This window comes from Plantibacter sp. MDV22-iso1, from assembly GCF_058408345.1.
In genome coordinates this window covers 1264650-1287417 of record NZ_JBZVDY010000001.1, presented here as the reverse complement: position 1 = coordinate 1287417, position 22768 = coordinate 1264650, and the positions used below count along the sequence as shown (strand labels likewise).

Here is a 22768-nt window from a genome sequence, read left to right as displayed (position 1 = left end):
TGGGAGGCTTGGAGGATGGCGCAGATCCTCGACCAGCCGATCGTCGACGAGGCGACCCTCACCATGCAGCCGTGGGTCACCATCGTGTGGAACGACCCGGTGAACCTCATGTCCTACGTCTCGCTCGTCTTCCGCAGCTACTTCGGTTACACGCACGAGGAGGCGGAGCGACTCATGCTCGCCGTGCACCACGAGGGCCGCGCGGTCGTCGCGACCGGCAACCGCGAGGAGATGGAGCGCCACGTCGAGGCCATGCACGGGTACGGGCTCTGGGCCTCGCTCGCGAAGGCCGACGCATGAGCGCCTTCGTCCGTCCGCCCGTCGGACCCGTCGTGCTCCGCCTCGACGAGCAGGAGACCTCGATCCTCGAGCAACTGGCGAGCCAGCTCATCGACATGCTCGAAGACGCGACGCGCGCCGGGCTGGCGACCGCCGTGGAGCTCGACCCCGCCATGGCGCGACTGGTGCCGGAGGGGTACCGCGACGATCCCGAGGCCGCCGCGGAGTTCCGACGCTTCACCGCCGACGACCTCGTCGGCGGCAAGGTGACCGCGGCGCGGACCGTCCTGGCGGCGCTCACCACCGACGCGTCCGATGCGGCTCAGCCGACCGAGGTCCCGGCGGGGCACGAGGACGGTGCAGCCGTGACCCTCGAGGGTGAGACGGCCTGGACCTGGCTGCGGTTCCTCAACGACACCCGGCTCACCATCGCGGCTCGACTCGGCATCGAGGAGGACGACGCGGAGCCGTTCGACCCGGCTCCGACGACGTCGGACGACGAGCAGGATCCGCAGCTCATGATGGCGATCTACGCCTGGCTCGGGTACCTGCAGGAGTCGATCGTCGCCGTCCTCGACGAAGCCTGAGTCGCATCGCCGGACACCTCGGACCCTGGCGCCACGGGTAGCCTTGGTGACCATGCACATCCTCGTCTTCAGCGACCAGCACCCCGAGTCGTCCGGCGGGGCCCAGGTCTCGATCCGACTGCAGCGGCGCTTCCTGGAGGCCGCGGGGCACACCGTCACGGTGTGCTCACCGCGGATGCACCAGGCGCACGACGACGACCCGCACTACCTCGACACCCCCTCGATCCCCATCACGCTCGACCGCGAGTACTCGATGACCGTGCCCGGCCGGCTCACCGACCGCTGGCTCGACGCACGCCTGGCCGAGCTGCCCCCGGTCGACGTCGTGCACGTGCAGGCCGACTTCTGGCAGGCGCTCACGGCCTACCGCTACGCCGAACGGCACGGGATCCCGGCGCTCCACACCATGCACAACCGCATGGACGTCGGCATCGAGCAGACCATGCCGGCGCCGGGCCTCGTCGTCGGAGCCCTGTCCTGGTGGCAGCGCAGAGTCCTCCGGCCGCGGCTCTCGACCCTGCCCACGGGCGTCTGGTCCTACCTGCAGGAGTTCGCCAAGCGAGCTGCCGTCGTCATCGCGCCGTCGCACCACTTCGCACGCGTCCTCCGCGAGCAGGGCGTGACCGCCCACGCCGAGGTCCTGTCGACGGGCGTCGACGACGCGGTGCTCGACGAGATCCTCGACGAACGCGCGACCACGCTCCACGTGCCGCACCGGCTGCCGTCGTTCGTGTGGATCGGCCGCTTCAGCCAGGAGAAGCGGCTCATGGAGTTCCTCGAGGCGGTCCGGCTCGCGGACGTCGACGCGGTGTTCCGCCTCTACGGGGCCGGACTCCTGCTCGCGAAGGCCCAGGCGTTCGTCGCCGAACACGACCTCGCCGACCACGTCGTCTTCGCCGGACGTGTCTCCTACCCCGACTCGCTGCGCGCCATCGCCGAAGCCGATGCGCTGGTGCAGACGTCGATCGGGTTCGAGACGCAGGGCATGACCGTGTTCGAGGCGGCCGCACTCGGCACACCGTCGATCATCAGCGACCCGAACATCGCGGCGGAGCTCCCCGCCGACTCGATGTGGCAGCCGACGGACGGTGGGGTCGAGGCGCTCGCCGAAGCGATCCGCCGCGCCGTCGCCGACGTCGAGGCGGGTACCGCGCCCGTCGTCGCACCGGGCCTCGCCCGCACCCTGCGCCAGTCGACGCAGACCACCCGCCTCATCGCCCTGTACGAGGCAGCCCTGGCGCCGGAGGCCGCGCGCTAGCATCGGCTCATGCGCAGGACATCGAAGCAGCAGCCCGGGCCGGACGGCGGCGAACGCGTCCTGATCCTCTCGGCCGGGGTCGGGTCCGGACACAACAGCGCCGCCGCCGCCGTGGACCAAGCGTGCGCCGGGCGTCCCGACGTCACCGAGGTCGAGGTTCTGGACGTCCTGCAGGCGAGTACCTCCCTGTACCGCGACGTCCTCGGCAAGGGGTACTTCGTGCTCGTCGAGGAGACGCCCTGGCTCGTGGAGTGGGGCTACGACCTCAGCGACGCACCGTTCCGTCGTCGCGGTCCGCTCGACCCCTGGACGCGGGCGAACGCGATGCCGGTGGTGAGCGCGATCAAACGCTTCAGGCCCACGGCGATCATCTGCACCCACTTCCTCCCGGCCCAGTTGCTGGCCTCCCTCATCCTGCGAGGCGCCGTCGACGCCAGGACCGCGGTCGTCACCACGGACTACGACTTCCAGGGGCTGTGGCTGACGAGCGCCTTCCACGCGCTCTTCCTCGCGCGGGAGGAGGGACGGGTCCAGCTGACGGCCCTGGGGCTCCCGCCCGACCGGGTCGTGGCTTCGGGGATCCCCATCGCCGCCCAGCCGAGCGGCCCGGCCGAGCGCGACCCGGCGGCACCGCCCATGTTGCTCATCTCGGCCGGAGCGTCCGGCGGTGACTACGCGCTCGCGGTCGTCCGACAGACACTGCACCTCCGGTCGCCGTTCACCGCCACGATCGTGTGCGGGCGGAACGAGGCGCTGCGGCGGAGCGTCGAGGACCTCATCGCGCCCGGCGGCGACCGCTACACCGTGCTCGGCTTCACCGACGAGATGCCGCAGCTCCTGCGCCGAGCCGACCTGTTCATCGGCAAGCCCGGAGGACTGTCGGCGTCGGAGTGCATGGCCGCCGGTCTGCCGATGGTGCTCGTGAACCCCATCCCCGGGCAGGAGGTGCGCAACGGCGACTACCTCATGGAGCAGGGCGCCGCCGTCCGGTGCAACACCGCGACGACGATCGGGTGGAAGATCGACGGGATCCTCGGCGAGCCGGGGCGACTGGAGCGGATGCAGGCCGCAGCCCGACGGGTCGGTCGCCCCGACGCGGCTCGCGACGTCGTCGACCGGCTGCTCGACGGACCGGCGCGACCGTTCGTCGTGACCCGGGCGGCGCAGAAGACGATCTTCGACGCGAGCGCGCGGCGGGTGGTCGCGAGCGAGCTCGAGGGAGAGTCGGCCCTCGTGCGTCTCGTCGACCCGGCGGCGTCCAGCACGGTGGCGCTGCTCCGGGCCGGTGAGCTGGACGACCTGCAGCAGCGCTACACCGGGCCGGACGGCACCCTCGTGCTGCGACGCGACGACGCCGTGCTCTCCGTCCGGCGTGACACGCAGCGTCTGCTCCGCGCCGTCCTCGGACGTGACGACGAGCTCGCCGTGCGGGTCGAGGGCCTCGCCGACCTCGAACCGGCCGGCCCGAGCTGATCGGATCGGATCAGCCGACGGAGTCCGGCAGTCGGGCGGGGTCGTCGTCGAGGTCGCTGTCGCCGGCCCGCAGCGGGACCGCCGCCGCCCAGGTCGACGGGCTGTGCTGGGCGGCCTGCAGGGCCCAGTCGCCGGCGCGGGCCGACCAGCGGCGGGTGACCGGGTCGCGTTCGAGCGTCGGTGTCGGATCGAGGACGACCCGGACGACGCGTTCCTCGCCCGCCTGCAGGGTCACCTTCCGGAACCCGAGGAGCTGGGCGACCGGTCGATCGAGTGCGGTGTCGGCGGCGTAGAGCTGGACGACGGTCGACCCCTCGCGCGGACCGGTGTTCGTCACGAGGACCTCGGCGGTCCCGCCGGTGTCCTCGAACCGGTGCCCGAGCAGGCGGTGGTCGATCGTCGTGTACCCGAGGCCGAAGCCGAACGGGAAGGCCGGCGTGTGACCCTCCTCGTCCAAGCGTCGCTGGCCCCAGCGGTCGTCGTACACGACAGCTTTCGCCTCGCGGTCGAACGGCGGCAGGTGTGCCGGATCGGTCGGGATCACGAAGGGCAGTCGCCCGCCGGGCTCGACCACACCGGTCAGGACGTCGGCGAGCGCTCGACCGCCCTCCATCCCGCCGTACCAGGCGAGGACGAGGGCCGGGACGCGGTCGCGCCAGGCCTCGGTGAGGATCGCGCTCCCGCCGGTGAGCACGACGACCGTGCGCGGGTTGGCTGCGGCGACGGCCAGGATGAGGCGTTCGTCCGAGGGTCGGAGGCGGAGCGAGGTGCGATCGCCGCCGCGCACGAACCGCGACGCCAGGTGCGCGACGCCGGTGATCGCGCTGCGGAGTCGACCCGAGTCCAGGGCCGCCCCGAGGACGCCGACGTCGACGCCGCCGGTGACGACCGACTCGCCCTCGTCGTGCTGGTCGAAGCCGACGACGACGACGGCCGTGTCGGCGGCCGCCGCCGCTACGACCGCGGCCCGCACGTTCCCGGCCGGGGTGCTCGTGATCTGCGTGTCGGGGAGAGCCTCACGGAGCCCCTGCAGCGGCGAGACGGTGGTCGGCGGACGGACGCGCGACGAGCCGTGGTCGCCGAGGTTCGCCCGGTCCGCGAGACGGCCGACCACCGCGATCCGACGGGTCGTCGCCGACAGGGGGAGGAGCGGTGCGCCGTCGTCGACCGGGCGGTTGGCGAGGAGCACGATCGACTCCTCGGCGACGTGCCGGGCGAGCGCGCGGTGGGCCGAGCCGGCGACGACGTCCGCCGAGGGCTGCGGTTCGGCGCGGGTCGCGGCGTGCAGGAGGGTCGTCCGCAGGATGCGCCGAGCCGAGCGCAGGACGGTCGCGTGCTCGAGGGTGCCGTCCCGCAGGGCGGCGGGCAACTCGTGCGCCCGTCGCAGGCGGAGCGGCATCTCCACGTCCATCCCGGCCTCCAGGCTGCCGACGGCGTCGTGCGTGCCGAAGACCCAGTCGCTCGTGACGAAGCCGGTGAAGCCCCACTCCTCCCGCAGCACGTCCGTGAGCAGCGGACGGTTGACGTCCATGTACTCGCCCCGCACGCGGTTGTAGGCGCTCATGACCGAGTCCGCGCCGGCGTCGATCACGGCCTTGAAGTGCGGCAGGTAGACCTCGTGCAGCGCGTGGTCGTCCACGGAGACGTCGACCTCGAACCGCTCGTCCTCCATGGAGTTGAGCGCGAAGTGCTTCACGCACGCCATCGTGTGGACGCGGACGCCGCGGGTCATGGCCGACCCCATCCGGCCTGTCAGCACCGGATCCTCGCCGTAGCACTCCTGGGCGCGGCCCCACGCGGGATGGCGGAGGAGGTTGACGCATACGGACGCCGAGTAGTTCGCCCCGCGGATCCGCGTCTCCGCACCGATCGCCTCACCCACCTGCTCCTCGAGCACCGGGTCCCAGGTCGCCGCCCGCGCCATCGTCACGGGGAACGCGGTGGACTCGCCGATGACGACCCCGCGGGCGCCGTCACTGAACCGGATCCCCGGGATTCCGAGCCGCGGGACGGCTCCGGCCACGAACGGACGCCGGTGGAGCAGCACGGGGATCAGCGGGAGGAGTCGGCGCGGCGAGTCGCCGTCGAGCAGCCCCAGGAGTTCCGCGTCGGTCAGCCGCTCGATCAGTCGTTCGGCGCCTGCGTCGGCGTCGAGGCGTCCGGCGCGGATCTCCCGCACGACCTCGTCGTAGGTGTCGCCCTCGGGTGGTCCGCCTGCGCGGCGCTGCTTCGGCGGACGCGCGTTCCGGCGCCCGGTGACGATTCCCATGCTCTGCATTCTGCACCCTCGACCGGCATGCTGAGCCCCGACAGCCGACCGCACGATCAGCCGCGCGGCGGAGGACACCTCGGCGGGCGCCTGCGAGGATGGGACGATGTCGGGACACGAGGGGGAGTCGGTTGCCGCGCTGCAGCCGCTGATCGAGGCGGACGGCGTCGGAGCGGTGATCGACGGGGAGACCCTGCTGGCACCCACGGACATCCGGGTCGAGCCGGGGATGGCGCTCGCCGTCCGGGGGCGGAACGGATCGGGCAAGACGACCCTGTTGCGGATCCTCAGCGGACGGCTGCGTCCGTCGAGCGGGACGGCGACGATCGGCGGCCGGACCATCGACGACCGCGACCGCACGGTGCGTCGCTCCGTCTCAGCCCTCATCGGCACCCCGGCCTACGCGCCGGACCTGACGCTGCGTGAACACCTGCGCTACATCTCGACGACGTGGGGTGTGACCGGGCAGGCGGCGGACGACGCGGCCGACGAGCTGCTCGCGGCCCTGCGCATCGACACGCTCGCGCGCCGCTTCGCCACCGAGCTGTCTTCGGGTCAGTCGCAGCTGTTCGCCCTGGCGACGGCGCTCGTCCGGCCCTTCGACGTCCTCGTGCTCGACGAACCTGAGCAGCGCCTCGACGCCGAGCGGCGTGGCCTCGTCGCCGACCGCATCCTGCTCGCGAAGGAGCGCGGGGCGGCGATCGTCTTCGCGAGCCACGACGCCGGGCTCGTCGAACGGGTCGCGGACGAGGCGATCACGGTCGAAGCCCCGTGAGCACCGGCTCCGGGCGCATCACGCGCGACGACCGTCGGATCCTCCGCGCCGGCCGGGCGGTGCTCGCCGCGCGCGACGGGCGTCCGCGGCTCACCGATGTCGCGTTCGTCGTCTACGCCGGGCTGCTCGTCGCACTCATCGTGGGCGCTCCGCTCGTGCGGTTCGCAGTCCTCGGACTGATCGAGCCGGATGCCGCGGGTGTCGTGGCTGCCGTCCGGCCCGGGGCGGTCGCGCTGCTCTCGGCGATCGCGACGATCGTCGTCGTGCTCGGGGGTCGGACGAGGGGACCGGTCGTGCCGAGGCCTGCGGCGGTGCAGTTCCTCGCCGATTCGCCACTGCCGCGTCGGCTCACGCTGCGTCGTCCCTTCGTCGCATCCATGCTCGTACTCGGGGCGCTCTCGCTCCTCGTGGCCGGGGTGGTCGGCTTGTCGCGACTCCTGGTGCCCGGGGAGCGGGCGACCGTCTCGGCCGGAGTGGCCGCCGACACGGCCTCGGTGATCGGTATGACCGGACCGACCGTGCCCGCCGCCGTGGTGGCGTTCGTGATCGGTGCCGTGGGCTTCTCGCTGCTCCTCGCGGTGGCGTGGCTGCTCGGTCAGCACGGTTCGCGACGGACGGTCGCCGCCGTCGTCATCGTCGCCGGTGCGGGCGGAGTGCTCGGTCTCCTCGTCCCCGGCATGCTGCTCGTCTCCCCGTGGGGTTGGCTGGGCCTCCTCTGGTCGCCGGTCGCGGGCGGCGTCGAGAGCATGGTGCTCGGTGGCGCACTCGCGACGGGGGACTGGGCGGGGCTCTTCACCTGGGGTGGCGGCGGTGGCTGGTTCGCGTCGGTGGGGGTGCCGGTGTCCTGGTGGCCGGCGGTCGCGCTCGTCGTGCTCGGGGCGGTCTCCCTCCTGCGCGTCCCGAGGGCACTGGACGGACTGCGGAGCGGACCCCTCCTCGACCAGGCGCTGCGCTGGCAGCGGGTCGGGATGATGCTGCAGAGCGGTGACGCCTCGGGTGCCGTCGGCGGGCTGCGAGTCTCCCCGACGAGCGGTCGCCGTGTCCCGCTGCGGATGACCGGGCCGTTCTGGCTCGTCGTCCTCCGGCGGTCGATCGTCGGAGCTCGGCGGACACCCGGGCGGGTCGCCCCCGGTTCCCTCGTCCTGGCGGTGTCCGGTGCGGCGGTCGGTCTGTCCTTCGGGCTCCCGGACGGTGTGCGGTGGATGCTAGCCGTCCCCGCGGCGTTCCTCGCCTACCTCGCCGTGGGCGTCTGGTGCGACGCCGTGCGGCACGGGGTCGAGAGCGCCGGGACGCCGACGCTCTACGGCCGGAGCCCGCGGTCGCTCGTCTTCGCCGGAGCCGTCGCCCCGCTGCTGGCCGCGGTCGTGATCGGTGGGGTCGGTGCCCTGCTCGGGGTGCTCGCCTCCGCGGCACCGGGCGGGATGACCCTCCTCCAGCCGCTCGGGTGGTGGCTGCTGCTCGCGGTCTGGATCGTCGTGCTCCGCACGTTCGACGCCGCGAAGGGACCGCTGCCGATCCTGCTGCTCATGCCCGTCCCGACGCCGTTCGGCGACGCCTCCTCGCTGAACGTCCTGCTCTGGCAGTCGGACGCCGTCCTGCTGTCGCTCCTCGTCGGCGGTGGGCTGACGGCGATGGCGCCGGTGGCGCCGGGCGCGGCCGTCGTCCTGCTGGTGGGAGTGCTCGTGATCGTCGCGGCGCTGGGGTTCGCGCGGCTGCGGAAGTTGTCCCGGCCGGCCTGAGCGGCGGCGCGTGCAGCGCGAGGACAGGACAACAGCGCGAGAGCCGGACGGAAGACGCGATTCCGTCCGGCTCTCGCGCGGATCTCCTGCTGTGGTGCTGGTGGGCTGAACCCTACTTCGCGACCTTGGCGGCGGCCTCGGCGAGCTTCGGGACGAGCTGCTCGAGGACGACGGGGATGCTGAGCACGGACGCCGCGCTGTAGGCCTGCGTGAGCTCGTCGGCGGGGTCGAGGACGATCGCGCGACCGTCCTGCACGACGGGGAGGCTCGCGAGGAGCGGGTCGGCGGTGGTGTCCGCTGCGCTGAACCCGATCGGGAGGAGGACGGCGACGTCGGCGTCGAACGCGGACACCTGCTCGGCGGAGACCGCCGCGTAGAAGCCGGAGGCCTCGAGATCGAGGACGGCCGGGTTCTGCTGGAAGCCGAGGTCGGCGAGGATGTCGAAGCGACCGTCACCCTCGAGGTAGGCGCCGTAGGCGTCGCCGAACTTCGTCGCGGCGACGGTGGTGAGCCCCGCGAACTCCTGGTGCAGGTCGGCGGCCTCGTTGATCGACTGCTTCGTGGCGGAGACGAGCGCGTCACCCTCCTGGGTCTTCCCGAGCGCGGCGGCGACCTGCTCGAGCTGGACGTCCCACGGGGTCGCGAACGCGGCGGTCCCCTTGGGTGCGAAGACGGTCGGTGCGATCTCCGAGAGCCGCTCGTGCTGCTTCTCGTCACCGGCGGAACGGGTGTTGAGGATGAGATCGGGTTCGAGCGCCTGGATCTGCTCGTAGTTGACGGTGTCACCGCTGTCCTCGATGATCTCGGGGGTCACGTCGCCGAAGAGGTCGGTGGCCCACGGGCCGACGGCCTTGTTGTCGGCGCCGAAGGACTGCCAGTCGTACACACCGACGGGCACCACGCCGAGGGAGAGCGCCATCTCCGCGTCGGACCAGCCGAGGGCGACGACGGTGAGGTCGCCGGCGGGTTCCGGGACGGTCACCTCGCCGAACATCGTGTCGACGGTGCCGAGCGTGCCGGTGGAGGCGTCGTCGGTGGAGGACCCGGCGGTGCAGCCGGCGAGGGCGAGGCCGGCGACCGCGAGGGCGGCGACGGCGGTGAGGGTGCGGGGCATGCGGCGCATGTTCTGCTTTCCGTTGAAGACGTGGGGTATGAGGTAAGCCTAAGCTTCCCAAGTCACGTCCCGGTAACGCTTGTGCTTCGGCCAGCGCGGTGCGCTGACGTGAGCGCGGGTCACTGACGCGAGCGCGCCCCTCCGGAGACCCGCGGTCACGTCCCTTGGGGTGCGCTCACATCAGCGCACCGCGCTGGCACGCGGACCAGTTTGTGCGACATATGTCCGTGTAGGCATATCTGCTCTGTGAATAACCCTGGGCGGGAGTCTGGGCGCGCTTAGCGTCGAGGGATGCCAACGACCCCACTACCTCGAACCGTTTCCACGCTGGCCTTCGTGTCAGGACTCCTGGGCCTTGCGGCCTGCACCGGACCAGCGCCAGCCCTGTCACCGACGAGCACGCCTCCGGTCTTCGAGAACGAGGAGGAGGCTCTCGCGGTGGTGACAGAGGTCTACCAGCAGTTCCTCGACATCTCGAACACCATCCTCCATGAGGGGGGCGTCAATCCGGAGCGCATCGATGTGATCGCGTCCGCCGACGTTGCGGCGATCGAATACGAGGCCTACTCCCGAATGCGCGATGGCGGCTACAGCACTCGAGGAGATATAACTCTGTCCGGTGTCCAGGTCCGCGAGTTCTACAACTCGCCCGACTCAGTCGGAGTCGTCGCTCGAGCGTTCGCATGCGAGATCATCGGATCCGTCGAGATCTTGGATGCGAACGGTCAACCCCAACCGCAATCCTACCGCCTGCCCGCCATCGGATTCGAGATATCCCTCGGCGTTGACCCGGCAAGCTCCGGCCGCTTCCTCATCACGTCGAAGGATGCGGAAGAAGGTGCTTCATCATGCGCGTGAAGACGGCAATCGCAACGCTCGCCATGGCTCTCGTCGCGGGAGCGACGATCACACTGGCCGCTCCTGGACCTGCGAGGGCCGCGAGTTGCGGGTCCGCGGATGCGATCTGGGGATGCGCTGGTAACGGTTCGGTCGACATCGGTGGCAGCGTCGAACGCCCTGGCACCGGCGGTGGTTCCGGTGGCGGGACGGGCGGAGACAGCAGTGGCGGCGGCGGTTCGGCCGAGTTGCCACCCGGGGTGACCGACGGACCCAACGGTGAGCGGACGGTCTGCAGCCTCATGCGCCCCGACGAGTGCTACACCTTCACGCCCGCGGACCTCGGCACCGACCTCGGGGCAGCACCCGCCGCGCACCCCGTGACAATCCGCGACGTCGCCAGCTTCGCCCCCGCCGCACCGACCGTCACCACCGAACCCGCCGCCTGGGGTGTCCGCGGGCTCCACGCCAACGTCATCGCAGGTGCCTCCGGACACACCCGAACCGGCACCCTCCTCGGTCAGGTCGCGGAGGTGCACTTCATCCCCGTCGGATTCACCTTCGACTACGGCGACGGCGACACGACCACCACCCGAACCGGCGGATCCAGCTGGGCCGCCCTCGAGCTCGCGGAGTTCTCCAAGACCCCCACCAGCCACCGCTACACAAGCGTCGGAACGAAGACCATCACCGCGGAAGTCGAGTACGCCGCCGAGTACCGCATCGGTGACAGCGGGTGGCTTCCCGTCGTCGGAACCCTGTCGATCCCGACCCAGGAACCCCACACGGTGCAGATCGTCCGCAACTCCACCGTCGGCGTCGACAAACCCTGCCGACCCGGCAAACCCGCCATCGGCTGCTGACACACGCCAGCACCACGGGTCAGTGCGCGCCCATCAACGGGATGACGAGCGGCGTGTGCGACTCGGGGTCGTCGATGATCCGGCAGCGGAGCCCGAAGACCTCCTCGACGAGCTCGGCCGTCACGATGTCCGCCGGCGCACCCTGCGCGACCACGTGTCCGTCGCGCATCGCGATCAGGTGCGTCGCGTACCGCGCCGCCTGGTTGAGGTCGTGCAGGACCGCGACGAGGGTGCGACCACCCTCCTGGTTGAGCCGCGTGAAGAGGTCGAGCAGCTCCACCTGATGCGTGATGTCGAGGAAGGTCGTCGGCTCGTCGAGCAGCAGCAACGGCGTCTCCTGAGCAAGGGCCATCGCCACCCACACCCGCTGGCGCTGGCCGCCGGACAGTTCGTCGACGAGGCGACCGGACAGCTCGGTGACGTTCGTCGCCTCCATCGCCGCGAGCACCGCCGCTTCATCGGCCGCCGACCAGCGTCGGAGGATCGACTGGTGAGGGTACCTGCCGCGCGACACGAGATCGATCACCGAGATGCCGTCGGGCGCGATCGACGTCTGCGGCAGCAGCCCGATGCGTTTCGCGACCTCCTTCGACGGGTAGCGCGTGATCTCCTGACCGTCGAGCACGACGTGCCCCTGGGTCGGCTTCAGCAGCCGGGCGAGGGCACGCAGGAGCGTCGATTTGCCACAGGCGTTCGGCCCGACGATGACCGTGAACGAGTCGTCGGGGATCGCGATGTCCAGCTCGTGGATGATGGTCCGCTGGTCGTAGCCGACGCGGAGGCCTGTCCCGGCGAGTCTGGTGGTGGGGCTGTCGGTCTTCATGTCAGCGCTTTCCCGCCTGCGTGATGAGCAGGGCGATGAGGTAGATGCCACCGAGGGTCACGGTCACCGCACCGACCGGCAGGGCGGCCGGGGCGATGATCCGCTGAGCCACGACGTCACTCACGAGGAGCAACGCCGCGCCCATGGCGGCCGAGGGGACGAGGGTGATGCCGGCGGACTTCGTCAGTCGCCGGGCGAGTTGGGGTGCGGCGAGGGCGACGAAGATGATCGGGCCGGCGACCGCGGTGACGGTCGCGGTGAGCGCGACGCCGATCACGAGCAGCAGCAGCCGCGTGCGCTCGACCGGGATGCCCAGGGCGCTCGCGATGTCGTCGCCGAACTCCAGCATGCCGAGTCGGCGGGACATGAGCGCGAGGAGGGGGACGAGGACCGCGACCGCGATCGTCATGGGCACGACGTCCTGCCACCCGAGGTCGGCGAGCGAACCCATGCCCCAGCTCGCGGCCGCGATGGCGGCGTTGAGGTCCGCCCGCAGCTGCAGGTAGTCGTTGAACGCGTTGAGGACGGCACTGATCGCGATGCCGATCACGATGAGCCGGAAGCCCTGGACGCCCCGAGACCACGCGAGGAGATAGACGACGAGGGCCGTCGCGAGCCCGCCGATCAACGCACCGGACACCGTCGCCGCATAGTTCCCGCCGACGACGAGCGTGACGATGAGCGCGCCGGTGAACGCGCCGGAGTTGAAGCCGATGATGTCGGGACTGCCGAGCGGGTTCCGGGTGATCGACTGGAAGATCGCGCCGGAGAGCCCGAGCGCGATCCCGCCGACGACGGCGATCACGACCCGCGGCAGGCGCCACTCCAAGACGATGCGGAGAACGCTCTCCGAGCCCGTGCCGGTGAACGCGGCGAGCAGCTTGTCGAGCGGGATGCGGTACTCGCCCTGGGTGAGCGCGAAGGCGCCGACCCCGACGACGACGGCGACCAGGGCGCCGACGACGACCAGCTCGCGCCGGTGGACCACCCAGCTGACCCGACCGACCCGCACGGTGCGCCGGCCCGGTTCGGCGACCGCGGTCACAGCCCCTGCGCCTTCGAACGGCGGATGAGCACGATGAGGAGCGGGGCACCCACGAACGCCGTGACGATCCCCACCGGCATCTCGCCGGGGACGGCGACCCGCCCGACGAGGTCGGACAGCAGGAAGATGATCGGCGCGAACACCATCGTGAACGGGAGCACCCAGCGCTGGTCCGGTCCGACGATGGCGCGGGCGAGGTAGGGCGACATGAGTCCGAGGAAGGCGATCGGCCCGGCCGCCGCGGTGGCCGAACCGCACAACAGGGTGATCGCGACCACCGAGAGCACCCGCGTCCGGAGCACCTTCGTGCCGAGGGAGGTCGCGAGGTCGTCTCCGAGGGCGACGGCGTTGAGTGACCGCGAGACGACGAGCGCGAGGACGACTCCGACGATGAGGAACGGCGACACCCCGAGGAACACGTCCATCTGGCGGTTCTGCAGTGATCCAGCCTGCCAGAAGCGGATCTTGTCGAAGATGTCGGGGTTGCGGATCGTGATGGCGAAGGTCACCCCCTGCAGCGCTGCGGAGAGCGCGACGCCGGCGAGCACGAGGCGGACCGGGGTCGCCCCGGCGCGGCCCCGGGAGCCGATCACGTACACGATGACGGAGGCGAGGCCGGCGCCGGCGAAGGACCACCACACGTACGAGCTCAGGTCGGCGGTGCCGGCGATGGCGACGGCGAGCACGACCGCGAAGTACGCCCCGGCGTTGACGCCGAGGATGCCGGGGTCGGCGAGCGGGTTCCGCGTGACGGCCTGCATCATCGCTCCGGCGAGGCCGAGCGCCGCTCCGACGCCGATGGCCAGGAGCATGCGCGGCACCCGGAACCCGGTGACGAGGATCGCATTGGTGTCGTCGCCGCCCAGCGAGAGTGCCCGCCACACCTCGGCGGCACTGATGGTCCCCGAGCCGATGAAGAGGCTGCCGACGGCGATTGTGGCGAGCACGACGAGCGCTGCGACGAGGAGGAGCCAGCGCGACGCGGTCGATCGGGCGATACCGGTCGACGCCTCTCGTGCGCGGGCGGCCGCGGTCGGGAGCCGCAGGCTGTCGAGGTCGGCGCTCACCGGCTCATCGGTTGTCTTCGGCCTTGCCGTGTCGCCAGTAGCCCATGAACGCGACCGACTTGCGGTCGACGCCGCACCCGGAGACGAGGTGTCGGCGGAGCGTCTTGATGGCCGACGCCTCTCCGGCGAGCCACGCGTAGAGCGGTGCGCTCTCGAGGACGGGGCCTCCGGTCGCGTTGACCGGCGCTTCCCAGAGCAGCTCGGTGTCGACGTCGACGTCCTCGAGTGCCGGCTGCGTGGCGATCGTGGCGGTGTCGACGCTCGGCGCGAGGCGGCTCGCGATGCGCTCGACCTCGGGGATGAGCAGGGTGCCTACGGGCTGGTCCCCGCGGGGGAGGACGACGACTTCGACCCCGTCGGGCTTCGTGGACAGGGCGGCGATGTCGTCCTCGTGCGGCAGCTCGACGACGGCGATCCCGCGCGCGGTGCTCGGCAGGCGCTCGAGGATCCCGGCGATCCCGGGCAGGGCCGTCTCGTCGCCGGCGAGGAGCACCTGGTCGACGGTCGCCGGCGCGTGCCAGTCGATGCCGCCGGCCGGGACCGCCGACCGGGCGTTCGGGACGTTGACGACGAGCTCGTCGCCGACCTTCGCGTCCATCGCCCAGGTGGACGCGGGGCCGACGCGGCCGTGCAGGGCGATGTCGACGTCGAACTCGGCGAGCTCGGGCCGGACCTCGCGGATCGTGTACGTGCGCATCGGGTGACGCTTGTCGTTGGGCAGCAGCCGCCAGGCCTGGTACCAGTCGTCGTGCATCGGCAGCTCGTCGAAACCGGTCTCGGGCAGCGGGAAGAGCAGCTTGATGCGCTGGTCGTGACGGTTGTCCGCGATGTGCTGGACCTCGGGGCCCGTGAACGTGAAGCGCCGATAGCTCGGGCTCACCTGCTCGATGCGCCGGACGACGGCTGCGAGGAGGATGAAGATCGAGTCGGGGGTCTGTTCACTGAGGCGAGGCATCGATAGGTAAGCCTACCCTTCGATGCACTGAAGGTCACCCGCCGATCGCACCTTGTCGGCAGGGAGTGGCGGTGGTAAACTTGAGTCAGATTCACTCAAGTTTTGAACAGGAGACCGTACCCATGCCAGCAGGCCAGACGCCTCAGCAAGAGGACCAGCGCAGCGCGCTCGAGCAGTACGGCGTCAACCTGACCGAGATCGCCGCCTCCGGCAAGCTCGATCCGGTCATCGGCCGCGACGCCGAGATCCGCCGCGTGAGCCAGGTGCTCACGCGGCGCACCAAGAACAACCCCGTCCTCATCGGCGAGCCCGGCGTCGGTAAGACCGCCGTCGTCGAAGGCCTCGCCCAGCGCATCGTCGCGGGCGACGTCGCCGAGAGCCTCAAGGGCAAGCAGCTCATCTCCCTCGACCTCTCCGCGCTCGTGGCCGGCGCCATGTACCGCGGGCAGTTCGAGGAACGCCTCAAGGCCGTGCTCAAGGAGATCGACGAGTCCGACGGACAGATCATCACCTTCATCGACGAGCTCCACGTCCTCATGGGTGCCGGCGGCGGCGAGGGGTCCGTCGCGGCGGCCAACATGCTGAAGCCCATGCTCGCCCGCGGCGAGTTGCGGCTCATCGGGGCGACCACCCTCGACGAGTACCGCGAGTTCATCGAGAAGGACGCCGCCATGGAGCGTCGCTTCCAGCAGGTGTTCGTGGGGGAGCCGAGCGTCGAGGACACGGTGGCCATCCTCCGCGGCCTCAAGGAGCGGTACGAGGCGCACCACAAGGTGGCCATCGCCGACAACGCGCTCGTCGCGGCGGCAGCCCTGTCCAACCGCTACATCACATCGCGGCAGCTGCCCGACAAGGCGATCGACCTCATCGACGAGGCGGCCAGCCGACTGCGCATGGAGATCGACTCGGCTCCCGTCGAGATCGACGAGCTCCGACGCAGCGTCGACCGCCTGAAGCTCGAGGAGCTCGCCCTCAAGAAGGAGAAGGACGACGCCTCGAAGGAGCGCCTCGCCCGCCTTCGGGAGGACCTCGCGACCCGCCAGGCCGCGCTCGGCGAACTGCAGGCGCGCTGGGAGCGCGAGCGCGCGAGCCTCAACCGGGTCGGCGACCTCAAGAAGCAGCTCGACGCCGTCCGGAGCAAGGCCGAACGCGCCCAGCGCGAGGGCAAGCTCGAACAGGCGTCCAAGCTGCTCTACGCCGACATCCCGCAGCTCGAACGCGAACTCGCGCTCGCGGAGTCGGCCGAGCAGGACACCGACGGCGAACCCCGGATGGTCAACGACCAGGTGACCGCCGAGGACATCGCCGCCGTCATCGCCGCGTGGACCGGCATCCCCGTCGGTCGCCTGTTGCAGGGCGAGACGGAGAAACTGCTGCACCTCGAGCAGGAACTGTCCCGCCGACTCATCGGGCAGCACCGTGCGGTCGCCGCCGTGTCCGACGCCGTCCGGCGCACCCGGGCCGGCATCTCCGATCCCGACCGTCCGACCGGCTCCTTCATGTTCCTCGGCCCCACCGGCGTCGGTAAGACCGAGCTGGCGAAGGCGCTCGCCGAGTTCCTCTTCGACGACGAGAAGGCCATGGTCCGCATCGACATGTCCGAATACGGCGAGAAGCACTCGGTCTCCCGGCTCGTCGGTGCACCTCCGGGGTACGTCGGCTACGAGCAGGGCGGGCAGCTCACCGAGGCCGTTCGTCGACGCCCGTACTCCGTCGTGCTGCTCGACGAGGTCGAGAAGGCGCACCCCGAGGTGTTCGACATCCTCCTGCAGGTGCTCGACGACGGCCGGCTGACGGACGGACAGGGGCGCACCGTCGACTTCCGGAACGTCATCCTCGTGCTGACGTCCAACCTCGGCTCGCAGTACCTGATGGACGCCTCGCTCTCCCTCGAGCAGAAGGAGGAGGCCGTCCAGCAGCTCGTGCGCCAGGCCTTCAAACCGGAGTTCATCAACCGTCTCGACGACATCGTCGTGTTCCAACCGCTCAGCGAAGCGGAGCTCGGCCAGATCGTCGAGCTCTACATCGATCGCCTGCAGCGTCGACTGGGCGAGCGTCGGCTGCACCTCGCGGTCACGCCCGATGCGCGTGCGTGGCTCGCGGAGCGCGGCTACGACCCCATGTACGGCGCGCGTCCGCTGCGTCGACTCATGCAGCGGGAGATCGACGACCGCCTCGCGCGGGCGATCCTCGACGGCTCGATCCGCGACGGCGACACCGTCCACGTCGGGCTCGCGAGCGACGACGACGGCCTCACGGTCGAGCGAGCGGTGGTCCCGGCCTAGCCCGGCTGCTTGCGGCCAGCGCGGTGCGCTGACCCGAGCGCAGCCTATCGACGTGAGCGCGCCCCTCCGGAGGGGTGCGCTCACGCGTCTGCCCCGCGCTCACGCGACAGCACCGCGCTGGCAGTGACCCCCGAGTGGGGGAGGAAACCCCTGGTGCCCGACGGATGCCGCGCACTAGCGTGATCCTCGCGGTGGGCCCGGTCGGCGCGCCCTGAGAGGACACGATGTCGCACGCAGCCCCGATCACGACGCCCGAGACCAGCGGCACCGCCGCGCCCCTCTGGCGTCACGCACACGCCCCCGCCTGGTTCTTCTTCGGCGGCCTCGCGCTCTGGCTGTTCCTGCTGTTGGTGCCGCACGTGCTCCTCGGCAACCCGGCAGTGGTCCCCGCGTGGATCCTGCTCGGCTCAGGGCTGGCCGCGTCCACCCTGCTGCTCATCATGGCCCGCCGTCTCCAGTCGGGCGACGGCGTCACGACGGCGACGCTCCTCTGGGCGGTACTGGTCGGAGGCTTCATCGCCATCACGCTCGGCAGCACCTTCGACTCCCTCATCGGCGTCGCCGCGACCGATGCCGGTGAGAACCCGCACGACATCGGGCTCTTCTTCGCCGGGGTCGCCGAGGAACTGGCGAAGATCATCGCCGTCGTGATCGTGGCATGGCGGTTGCCGGTGAAGACCGCCCGGGGTGGTCTCTTCGTCGGCGGTGCCGTCGGCATCGGCTTCGCCGTCCTCGAGAACCTCTGGTACATCGGACAGGGATGGGCGGCCGGCGTCGAAGCATCGCAGAAGCTCGCCGCCGGCTCACCACCCCTCGAGACCATCCTCACGCACCCGGCGTTCCAGGCGGCCGGAGCCGCGTTCGCCCGGACGATCTTCGACCCTGTCGGCCACCCACTGTGGACGGCGCTGTTCGCCGCGGCGGTGTTCGCGGCTGCGCGCAACGGCCGGTTCCGGATCACCGTGGGGGTGCTCCTGACCTACGTGCTCGTCGCGGTCATGCACGGCCTGTGGGACGGTAACACCGTGCTCTGGGGGCTGCTGTTCCCGGCCATGCCGGTGCTCAAGGTGCTCGTCGTCCCGGCCATGATCGTGCTCGTCGTCGCCTTCGCGCTCATCTGGCGGGCACAGGCCCGTCGCATCAACCGCGACGCCGGCGTCGTGTCGCTCCACGTCCCGCGTCGCGAGCGGAAGCAGGCCTGACCACCGGACGCGCGAGGTCTGCTGTGATCCGGGCATGCCGGGGAGTAGCGTGAAGCGCACCCGATCCGCGACGCCGAGGAGACACCCATGCTGGGACGCAAGACCTTCGAACAGCGAGAGGTCGACCAGGCGAAGACGATGATCGCCGCGCTGGTCGCCGGACGCGAGACGCTGGCCGAGGCCGGGGCGGACCCGGCAGCGCTGGCCGTGGTCGACCCCGAGTTCTTCACCGGCCTCACCCTCGTGCTCGACCGGCCGTTCGTCCACCGGGTGCGCTCGGTGCTCGGGAAAGGTCCCGGGGCCCTCAATGAGCTCGAACTCATCGTCACGTCGATCCTCGACCACGACCGGGTGTTCACGGTGGGGACCGTCCTGCAGTACGCCGAGGGGACGTCGTTCGCCGGCCTCGTCCCGGGCGAGACGATCCGGCTGAGCGCCGAGCAGTTCGAACGGCTCGCCGTCGGGGTCTTCGCCGAGCTGGAGGAGTTGTTCGTCGAAGCGGTGTGAGGTGCGGCGTCGGCCGCGAGTCTGCGTCACGCGCTCCACGGACGGTGCCACGATCAGCTCGTGAGCTCATCGACGTCCGGAACGATCATGGTGCGGCACGGCGCGAAGCTCCGGTTGACCGTCTCCGCCCTCGTCGGTGTCGCCGTGGGCGTGATCGTCGGCCTGAACTGGTTCTGGGCGGGTGCGATCCTCGCCGGTTGGGGGACCACGTGCGTGGTCTTCGTCGGTTCCCTCTGGATCCGCATCTGGCGGATGGGCCCGGAGCGGACGCGCGAACACGCGACCTCGGAGGAGCCCGGGCGGACGACCAGCGAGGTGCTCATCGTGCTCGCGAGTGTCGGGAGCCTCGTGGCCCTGAGTGTCGTCATCCTGCAGGCGAGGGCGTCCTCCGGGGTCGAGCAGGGCGTGCTCGCCGGTTTCGCGGTCGTGAGCGTGGCGCTCTCCTGGGCGCTCATCCACACGATCTACACCCTGCGGTACGCGCGCATGTACTTCGCGGCGCCGGAGGGCGGCATCGACTTCAACCAGGAGGAGGCGCCGCAGTACAGCGACTTCGCCTACCTCTCGTTCGACCTCGGCATGACCTACCAGGTCTCCGACACGACGCTGCGGTCCAGCGAGCTGCGCCGCACCGTCCTCAAGCACACGCTCCTGTCCTACCTTTTCGGCTCCGTGATCCTGGCGACCGTCATCAACCTCGTCGCGGGGCTGTAACGGCGCCCTAGGTCCCCGCGAACGACGACTGCGCAGTCCGGCGGACCGGACTGCGCAGCGTGGTGGTGCAGGAACCGAGCGGACTACTCCTGGACGATCACGAGGTCGGCGATGGGACGACGCTCGCGCGGAGCGGTCTCGCGGTCGCGGAGCATGCCCTCGGGCAGGAGCTCCGGGTCGCCGAGCTCGCCGAGCGCGGTGACGGTGAACGGCAGGAGGCCGTCCGGCAGCGAGAACGCCTCGCGAATGCCGTCGGCGGAGAAACCGGCCATCTGGTGTGCGAAGAGGCCGTCGCTGTGGGCCTGGACGCTCAAGTGCGCCATCGCCTGGCCGAGGTCGTAGATGGCCCAGGGACGCTCGTTCCCCTCGTCGTCGACCGTCTCGGCGACGGCGACGATGAGCGCGCCCGCCTGAGCGGCCCACCCTCGGTTGAACGCCACCAGCTGCTCAGCGATCGCGTCGAACGTGGCGGTCCCCTTGGTGCCGACGATGAACCGCCAGGGCTGCACGTTGTTGGCGCTCGGCGACCAACGCGCGGCTTCCAGGGCCGAGGCCATCTTCGCGGCGGCGACGGGCTCGCTCACGAAGGAGCGGGGGCTCCACCGGTCGGCGAGGACGTCGAGGATGGGGGCGTCGGTCTGGGCGGTACGGGTGACGATGGACATGCGGTCTCCAAGCGGAACAAGGGAAGTGGACAGAGGCTGCGTCGCCATTGACGATGGATGCAACTGCATCGATCGAGGCGCTATTCCCGGGTTCGAGGGGTCCGTGCAGCAGTGACGATCTCGGCGATCCGGTGCGGGGCCGCTTCATCCTGCAGCGAGGTCGTGTCGCCGAGGGGCCGCTGGTCGACGATGTCGCCGAGCAGACGCCGCATGATCTTCCCCGAGCGGGTCTTCGGCAGGTCTGGGACTACGAAGACGTCGCGAGGCTTCGCGATCGGGCCGATCTCGTTCGCCACGTGGGAGCGCAGTGCCTCGCGGAGTGCCGCAGAGCGATCCAACCAGTACGCCTCGCCGTCGGCCTCGGGCCCGTGGGACCGCGAGGAGGGGATGACGAACGCGGCGATCGCGCTCCCCGTGATCGGGTCGTGCACGCCGACGACGCCGGCCTCGCCCACGTGGGGATGCGACACGAGGGCCGATTCGATCTCGATGGTCGACAGGCGGTGGCCCGAGACGTTGATGACGTCGTCGACGCGCCCGAGGACCCAGATGTCGCCGTCCTCGTCCCACTTCGCGCCGTCGCCGGAGAAGAAGTAGCCCTGCCTCCAGTACTTCGCCCAGTACGAGTCGCGGTAGCGCTCCGGGTTGCCCCAGACCGTGCGTGCGAGCGAGGGCCCGAAGCGGCTGACGACCAGGTACCCGCCGGATCCGTACAGCACCGTCTCGCCGTCCTCGTCGACGACCAACGCCTCCAGGCCGGGGAGTGCGCGACTGCCGGAACCCGGCTTGATCGTGGTCGCGCCGGGGAGCGGTGCGATGACGGCCGACCCCGTCTCCGACTGCCACCAGGTGTCGACGACCGGGGTCTCGCCGCGCCCGATGCGCTCGCGGAACCACATCCAGGCCTCGGGGTTGATCGCCTCACCGACGGTGCCGAGGAGCCGGAGGGTCGAGAGGTCGTACTCGGCGGGCGGTCCCTCGGGGAACCACGTCATGAGGGTCCGGATGAGCGTGGGTGCCGTGTAGTACGTCGTCACGCCATAACGCTCGATGATCTCGAAGTGCCGCGCCTGGTGCGGGGTGTTCGGCGTGCCCTCGTAGATCACCTGGGTGAGCCCGTTCGAGAGCGGACCGTAGATCTCATAGGTGTGTGCGGTGACCCAGGCGAGATCGGCGGTGCACCAGTGGACGTCGTCGTCCTTGGCGTCGAAGATCGCCCAGTGGGTCCAGGACGCCTGTGTGAGATAGCCACCCGAGGTGTGGACGAGTCCCTTGGGCTTCCCGGTGGTGCCGCTCGTGTAGATGATGAAGAGCGGGTTCTCCGCATCGAACGCCTCCGCCTCGTGGGTGTCGGCGGCGACACCCACGGTGTCGTGCCACCAGACGTCGCGACCGGGGGTCCAAGGCACGTTCGGCGTCTCGTCGCCCGTGCGTGCGACGACGAGCACGTGCTCGATGGACGGCACACCGTCGACGGCGGCGTCGGCGTTCTGCTTGACGGGCACAGCGGTACCCCGGCGGTACTGGCCGTCGGTGGTGATGAGCAGCTTCGCCTCGGTGTCCTCCACCCGGAAGCGCAGCGCCTCGGCGGAGAACCCACCGAACACGAGGGAGTGGATGGCGCCGATGCGCGCGACGGCGAGGGTGGCGATGACCGTCTCGGGGATGACCGGCAGGTAGATGACGACGCGGTCGCCCTGCCCGATGCCGAGTGCCGTCAGGGCGTTGGCAGCCTTCGCGACCTCGCGCTGCAACTCGGCGTAGGTGATGGAGCGGCGGTCGCCCGGCTCGCCCTCGAAGTGGAGGGCGACCTTGTCGCCTCGTCCGGCATCGACGTGGCGGTCGACGCAGTTGACCGCCACGTTGAGCGTTCCCCCGGCGAACCAGGTGGCGGCGGGGACGGTGAGCTCGGGCTCGGGGTCCGTCGGGTCGGACCCGTCGACCGGTCGGGCCGGGTCCCACGTGTGCGCCGTGTGCCACGGGGTGACCCAGTCGAGGCGTCGGGCCTGCTCCTCCCAGAACGCCACGGGGTCGGCGGCCGCGCGGACCCACTCCTCCGGGCCGACGTTCGCCGTCCGGGCGAGGTCGGCCGGCGGGGCGTAGCTGCGGGTCTCGGCGAGGAGGTTCGCGATGGTGGCGGCGGGCGCCGCGGACGTCGATCCATCAGTGGGAGGCATGCTGCAACGCTACGCGGGAGTCCGGTGCCGGTGCCATCCGCGGGTCATGCGGCGTCACGGTCCGGAGGTTCCGAGGGGCTGTGGAGGAGCGTCGGGAGTAGCCTCGGAGGGCCGCCACGATGCGTGGCGGACGT

At 70.8% G+C, this 22768-nt stretch carries 20 protein-coding genes; 12 read left to right on the top strand and 8 right to left on the bottom strand.

The features are described 5' to 3' along the window. The first annotated feature begins 15 nt into the window (after positions 1 to 15). Genes clpS through AC4PMY_RS06110 form a run of 4 tightly spaced genes read left to right on the top strand, consistent with a single transcriptional unit; the run spans position 16 to position 3597 of the window. Positions 16 to 300 (top strand): ATP-dependent Clp protease adapter ClpS, encoded by a 285-nt coding sequence (gene clpS / locus AC4PMY_RS06125; RefSeq protein ID WP_056009029.1) that lies wholly within the window; start codon positions 16 to 18, stop codon positions 298 to 300. After that, entirely contained in the window at positions 297 to 866 is a 570-nt protein-coding gene (locus AC4PMY_RS06120; RefSeq protein ID WP_491622220.1) for a DUF2017 family protein, read from the top strand. The genes clpS and AC4PMY_RS06120 overlap by 4 nt, the downstream gene beginning before the upstream one ends. 52 nt (positions 867 to 918) lie before the next feature. Next, entirely contained in the window at positions 919 to 2124 is a 1206-nt protein-coding gene (locus AC4PMY_RS06115; RefSeq protein ID WP_491622219.1) for a glycosyltransferase, read from the top strand. 9 nt (positions 2125 to 2133) lie between these two features. Beyond that, positions 2134 to 3597 (top strand): MGDG synthase family glycosyltransferase, encoded by a 1464-nt coding sequence (locus AC4PMY_RS06110; protein WP_064297163.1) that lies wholly within the window; start codon positions 2134 to 2136, stop codon positions 3595 to 3597. 10 nt (positions 3598 to 3607) lie between these two features. Here the strand turns inward: AC4PMY_RS06110 and AC4PMY_RS06105 are convergent, their stop codons facing one another. Next, the gene (locus AC4PMY_RS06105; RefSeq protein ID WP_491622218.1) at positions 3608 to 5866 is read right to left on the bottom strand and encodes a beta-glucosidase family protein; all 2259 of its coding nucleotides are present in this window, start codon (positions 5864 to 5866) and stop codon (positions 3608 to 3610) included. Between the two features lie 106 nt (positions 5867 to 5972). Here AC4PMY_RS06105 and AC4PMY_RS06100 point away from each other — a divergent pair, with 106 nt between their 5' ends. Then, positions 5973 to 6641 carry an ABC transporter ATP-binding protein gene (locus AC4PMY_RS06100; RefSeq protein ID WP_064297164.1) on the top strand — a complete coding sequence of 223 codons (669 nt, stop codon included), beginning with the start codon at positions 5973 to 5975 and terminating at the stop codon, positions 6639 to 6641. Beyond that, positions 6638 to 8380, top strand: a complete 1743-nt coding sequence (locus AC4PMY_RS06095; RefSeq protein ID WP_064297165.1) for a hypothetical protein — start codon at positions 6638 to 6640, stop codon at positions 8378 to 8380. The genes AC4PMY_RS06100 and AC4PMY_RS06095 overlap by 4 nt, the downstream gene beginning before the upstream one ends. 112 nt (positions 8381 to 8492) lie before the next feature. On the opposite strand, the gene AC4PMY_RS06090 is transcribed toward AC4PMY_RS06095, so the two are convergent. Further along, positions 8493 to 9494: an ABC transporter substrate-binding protein gene (locus AC4PMY_RS06090; protein ID WP_197479120.1), complete on the bottom strand. Its 1002-nt coding sequence runs from the start codon at positions 9492 to 9494 to the stop codon at positions 8493 to 8495. Between the two features lie 291 nt (positions 9495 to 9785). On the opposite strand from AC4PMY_RS06090, the gene AC4PMY_RS06085 reads away from it, so the two are divergent. Together AC4PMY_RS06085 and AC4PMY_RS06080 are read left to right on the top strand one after the other, a co-directional pair. After that, positions 9786 to 10352, top strand: a complete 567-nt coding sequence (locus AC4PMY_RS06085) for a hypothetical protein (protein WP_491622217.1) — start codon at positions 9786 to 9788, stop codon at positions 10350 to 10352. A 239-nt stretch (positions 10353 to 10591) separates the two neighbouring features. Next, positions 10592 to 11194 (top strand): PKD domain-containing protein, encoded by a 603-nt coding sequence (locus AC4PMY_RS06080; RefSeq protein WP_491622216.1) that lies wholly within the window; start codon positions 10592 to 10594, stop codon positions 11192 to 11194. A gap of 19 nt (positions 11195 to 11213) precedes the next feature. On the opposite strand, the gene AC4PMY_RS06075 is transcribed toward AC4PMY_RS06080, so the two are convergent. Genes AC4PMY_RS06075 through AC4PMY_RS06060 form a run of 4 tightly spaced genes read right to left on the bottom strand, consistent with a single transcriptional unit; the run spans position 11214 to position 15084 of the window. Beyond that, a complete protein-coding gene (locus AC4PMY_RS06075) occupies positions 11214 to 12017 on the bottom strand; it encodes an ABC transporter ATP-binding protein (protein WP_121291525.1) in 804 nt (267 codons plus the stop codon). Between the two features lies 1 nt (position 12018). Beyond that, positions 12019 to 13062: a FecCD family ABC transporter permease gene (locus AC4PMY_RS06070; RefSeq protein ID WP_491622215.1), complete on the bottom strand. Its 1044-nt coding sequence runs from the start codon at positions 13060 to 13062 to the stop codon at positions 12019 to 12021. Continuing rightward, positions 13059 to 14129 (bottom strand): iron chelate uptake ABC transporter family permease subunit, encoded by a 1071-nt coding sequence (locus AC4PMY_RS06065; RefSeq protein WP_082916075.1) that lies wholly within the window; start codon positions 14127 to 14129, stop codon positions 13059 to 13061. Before AC4PMY_RS06065 ends, AC4PMY_RS06070 begins: the two co-directional genes overlap by 4 nt. Before the next feature lie 4 nt (positions 14130 to 14133). Further along, positions 14134 to 15084, bottom strand: coding sequence for a siderophore-interacting protein (locus AC4PMY_RS06060; RefSeq protein WP_411557810.1), 951 nt, complete (start codon positions 15082 to 15084; stop codon positions 14134 to 14136). A 122-nt stretch (positions 15085 to 15206) separates the two neighbouring features. Between AC4PMY_RS06060 and AC4PMY_RS06055 the strand changes: the two genes are divergently transcribed. The 4 genes from AC4PMY_RS06055 (at position 15207) to AC4PMY_RS06040 (ending at position 19792) form a co-directional block, all read left to right on the top strand. Further along, a complete protein-coding gene (locus AC4PMY_RS06055; RefSeq protein ID WP_491622214.1) occupies positions 15207 to 17369 on the top strand; it encodes an ATP-dependent Clp protease ATP-binding subunit in 2163 nt (720 codons plus the stop codon). Positions 17370 to 17593: 224 nt separating this feature from the next. Next, a complete protein-coding gene (locus AC4PMY_RS06050; RefSeq protein WP_491622213.1) occupies positions 17594 to 18571 on the top strand; it encodes a PrsW family glutamic-type intramembrane protease in 978 nt (325 codons plus the stop codon). An 87-nt stretch (positions 18572 to 18658) separates the two neighbouring features. Further along, on the top strand, positions 18659 to 19078 hold the full coding sequence (locus AC4PMY_RS06045; protein WP_491622212.1) for a hypothetical protein: 420 nt from the start codon (positions 18659 to 18661) through the stop codon (positions 19076 to 19078). Positions 19079 to 19138: 60 nt separating this feature from the next. Then, the gene (locus AC4PMY_RS06040; RefSeq protein WP_229940487.1) at positions 19139 to 19792 is read left to right on the top strand and encodes a DUF1345 domain-containing protein; all 654 of its coding nucleotides are present in this window, start codon (positions 19139 to 19141) and stop codon (positions 19790 to 19792) included. A gap of 83 nt (positions 19793 to 19875) precedes the next feature. Here the strand turns inward: AC4PMY_RS06040 and AC4PMY_RS06035 are convergent, their stop codons facing one another. Continuing rightward, positions 19876 to 20457: a nitroreductase family protein gene (locus AC4PMY_RS06035; RefSeq protein WP_491622211.1), complete on the bottom strand. Its 582-nt coding sequence runs from the start codon at positions 20455 to 20457 to the stop codon at positions 19876 to 19878. A gap of 80 nt (positions 20458 to 20537) precedes the next feature. Further along, positions 20538 to 22634, bottom strand: coding sequence for an acetate--CoA ligase (acs, locus tag AC4PMY_RS06030; RefSeq protein WP_491622210.1), 2097 nt, complete (start codon positions 22632 to 22634; stop codon positions 20538 to 20540). Positions 22635 to 22768 lie beyond the last annotated feature (134 nt).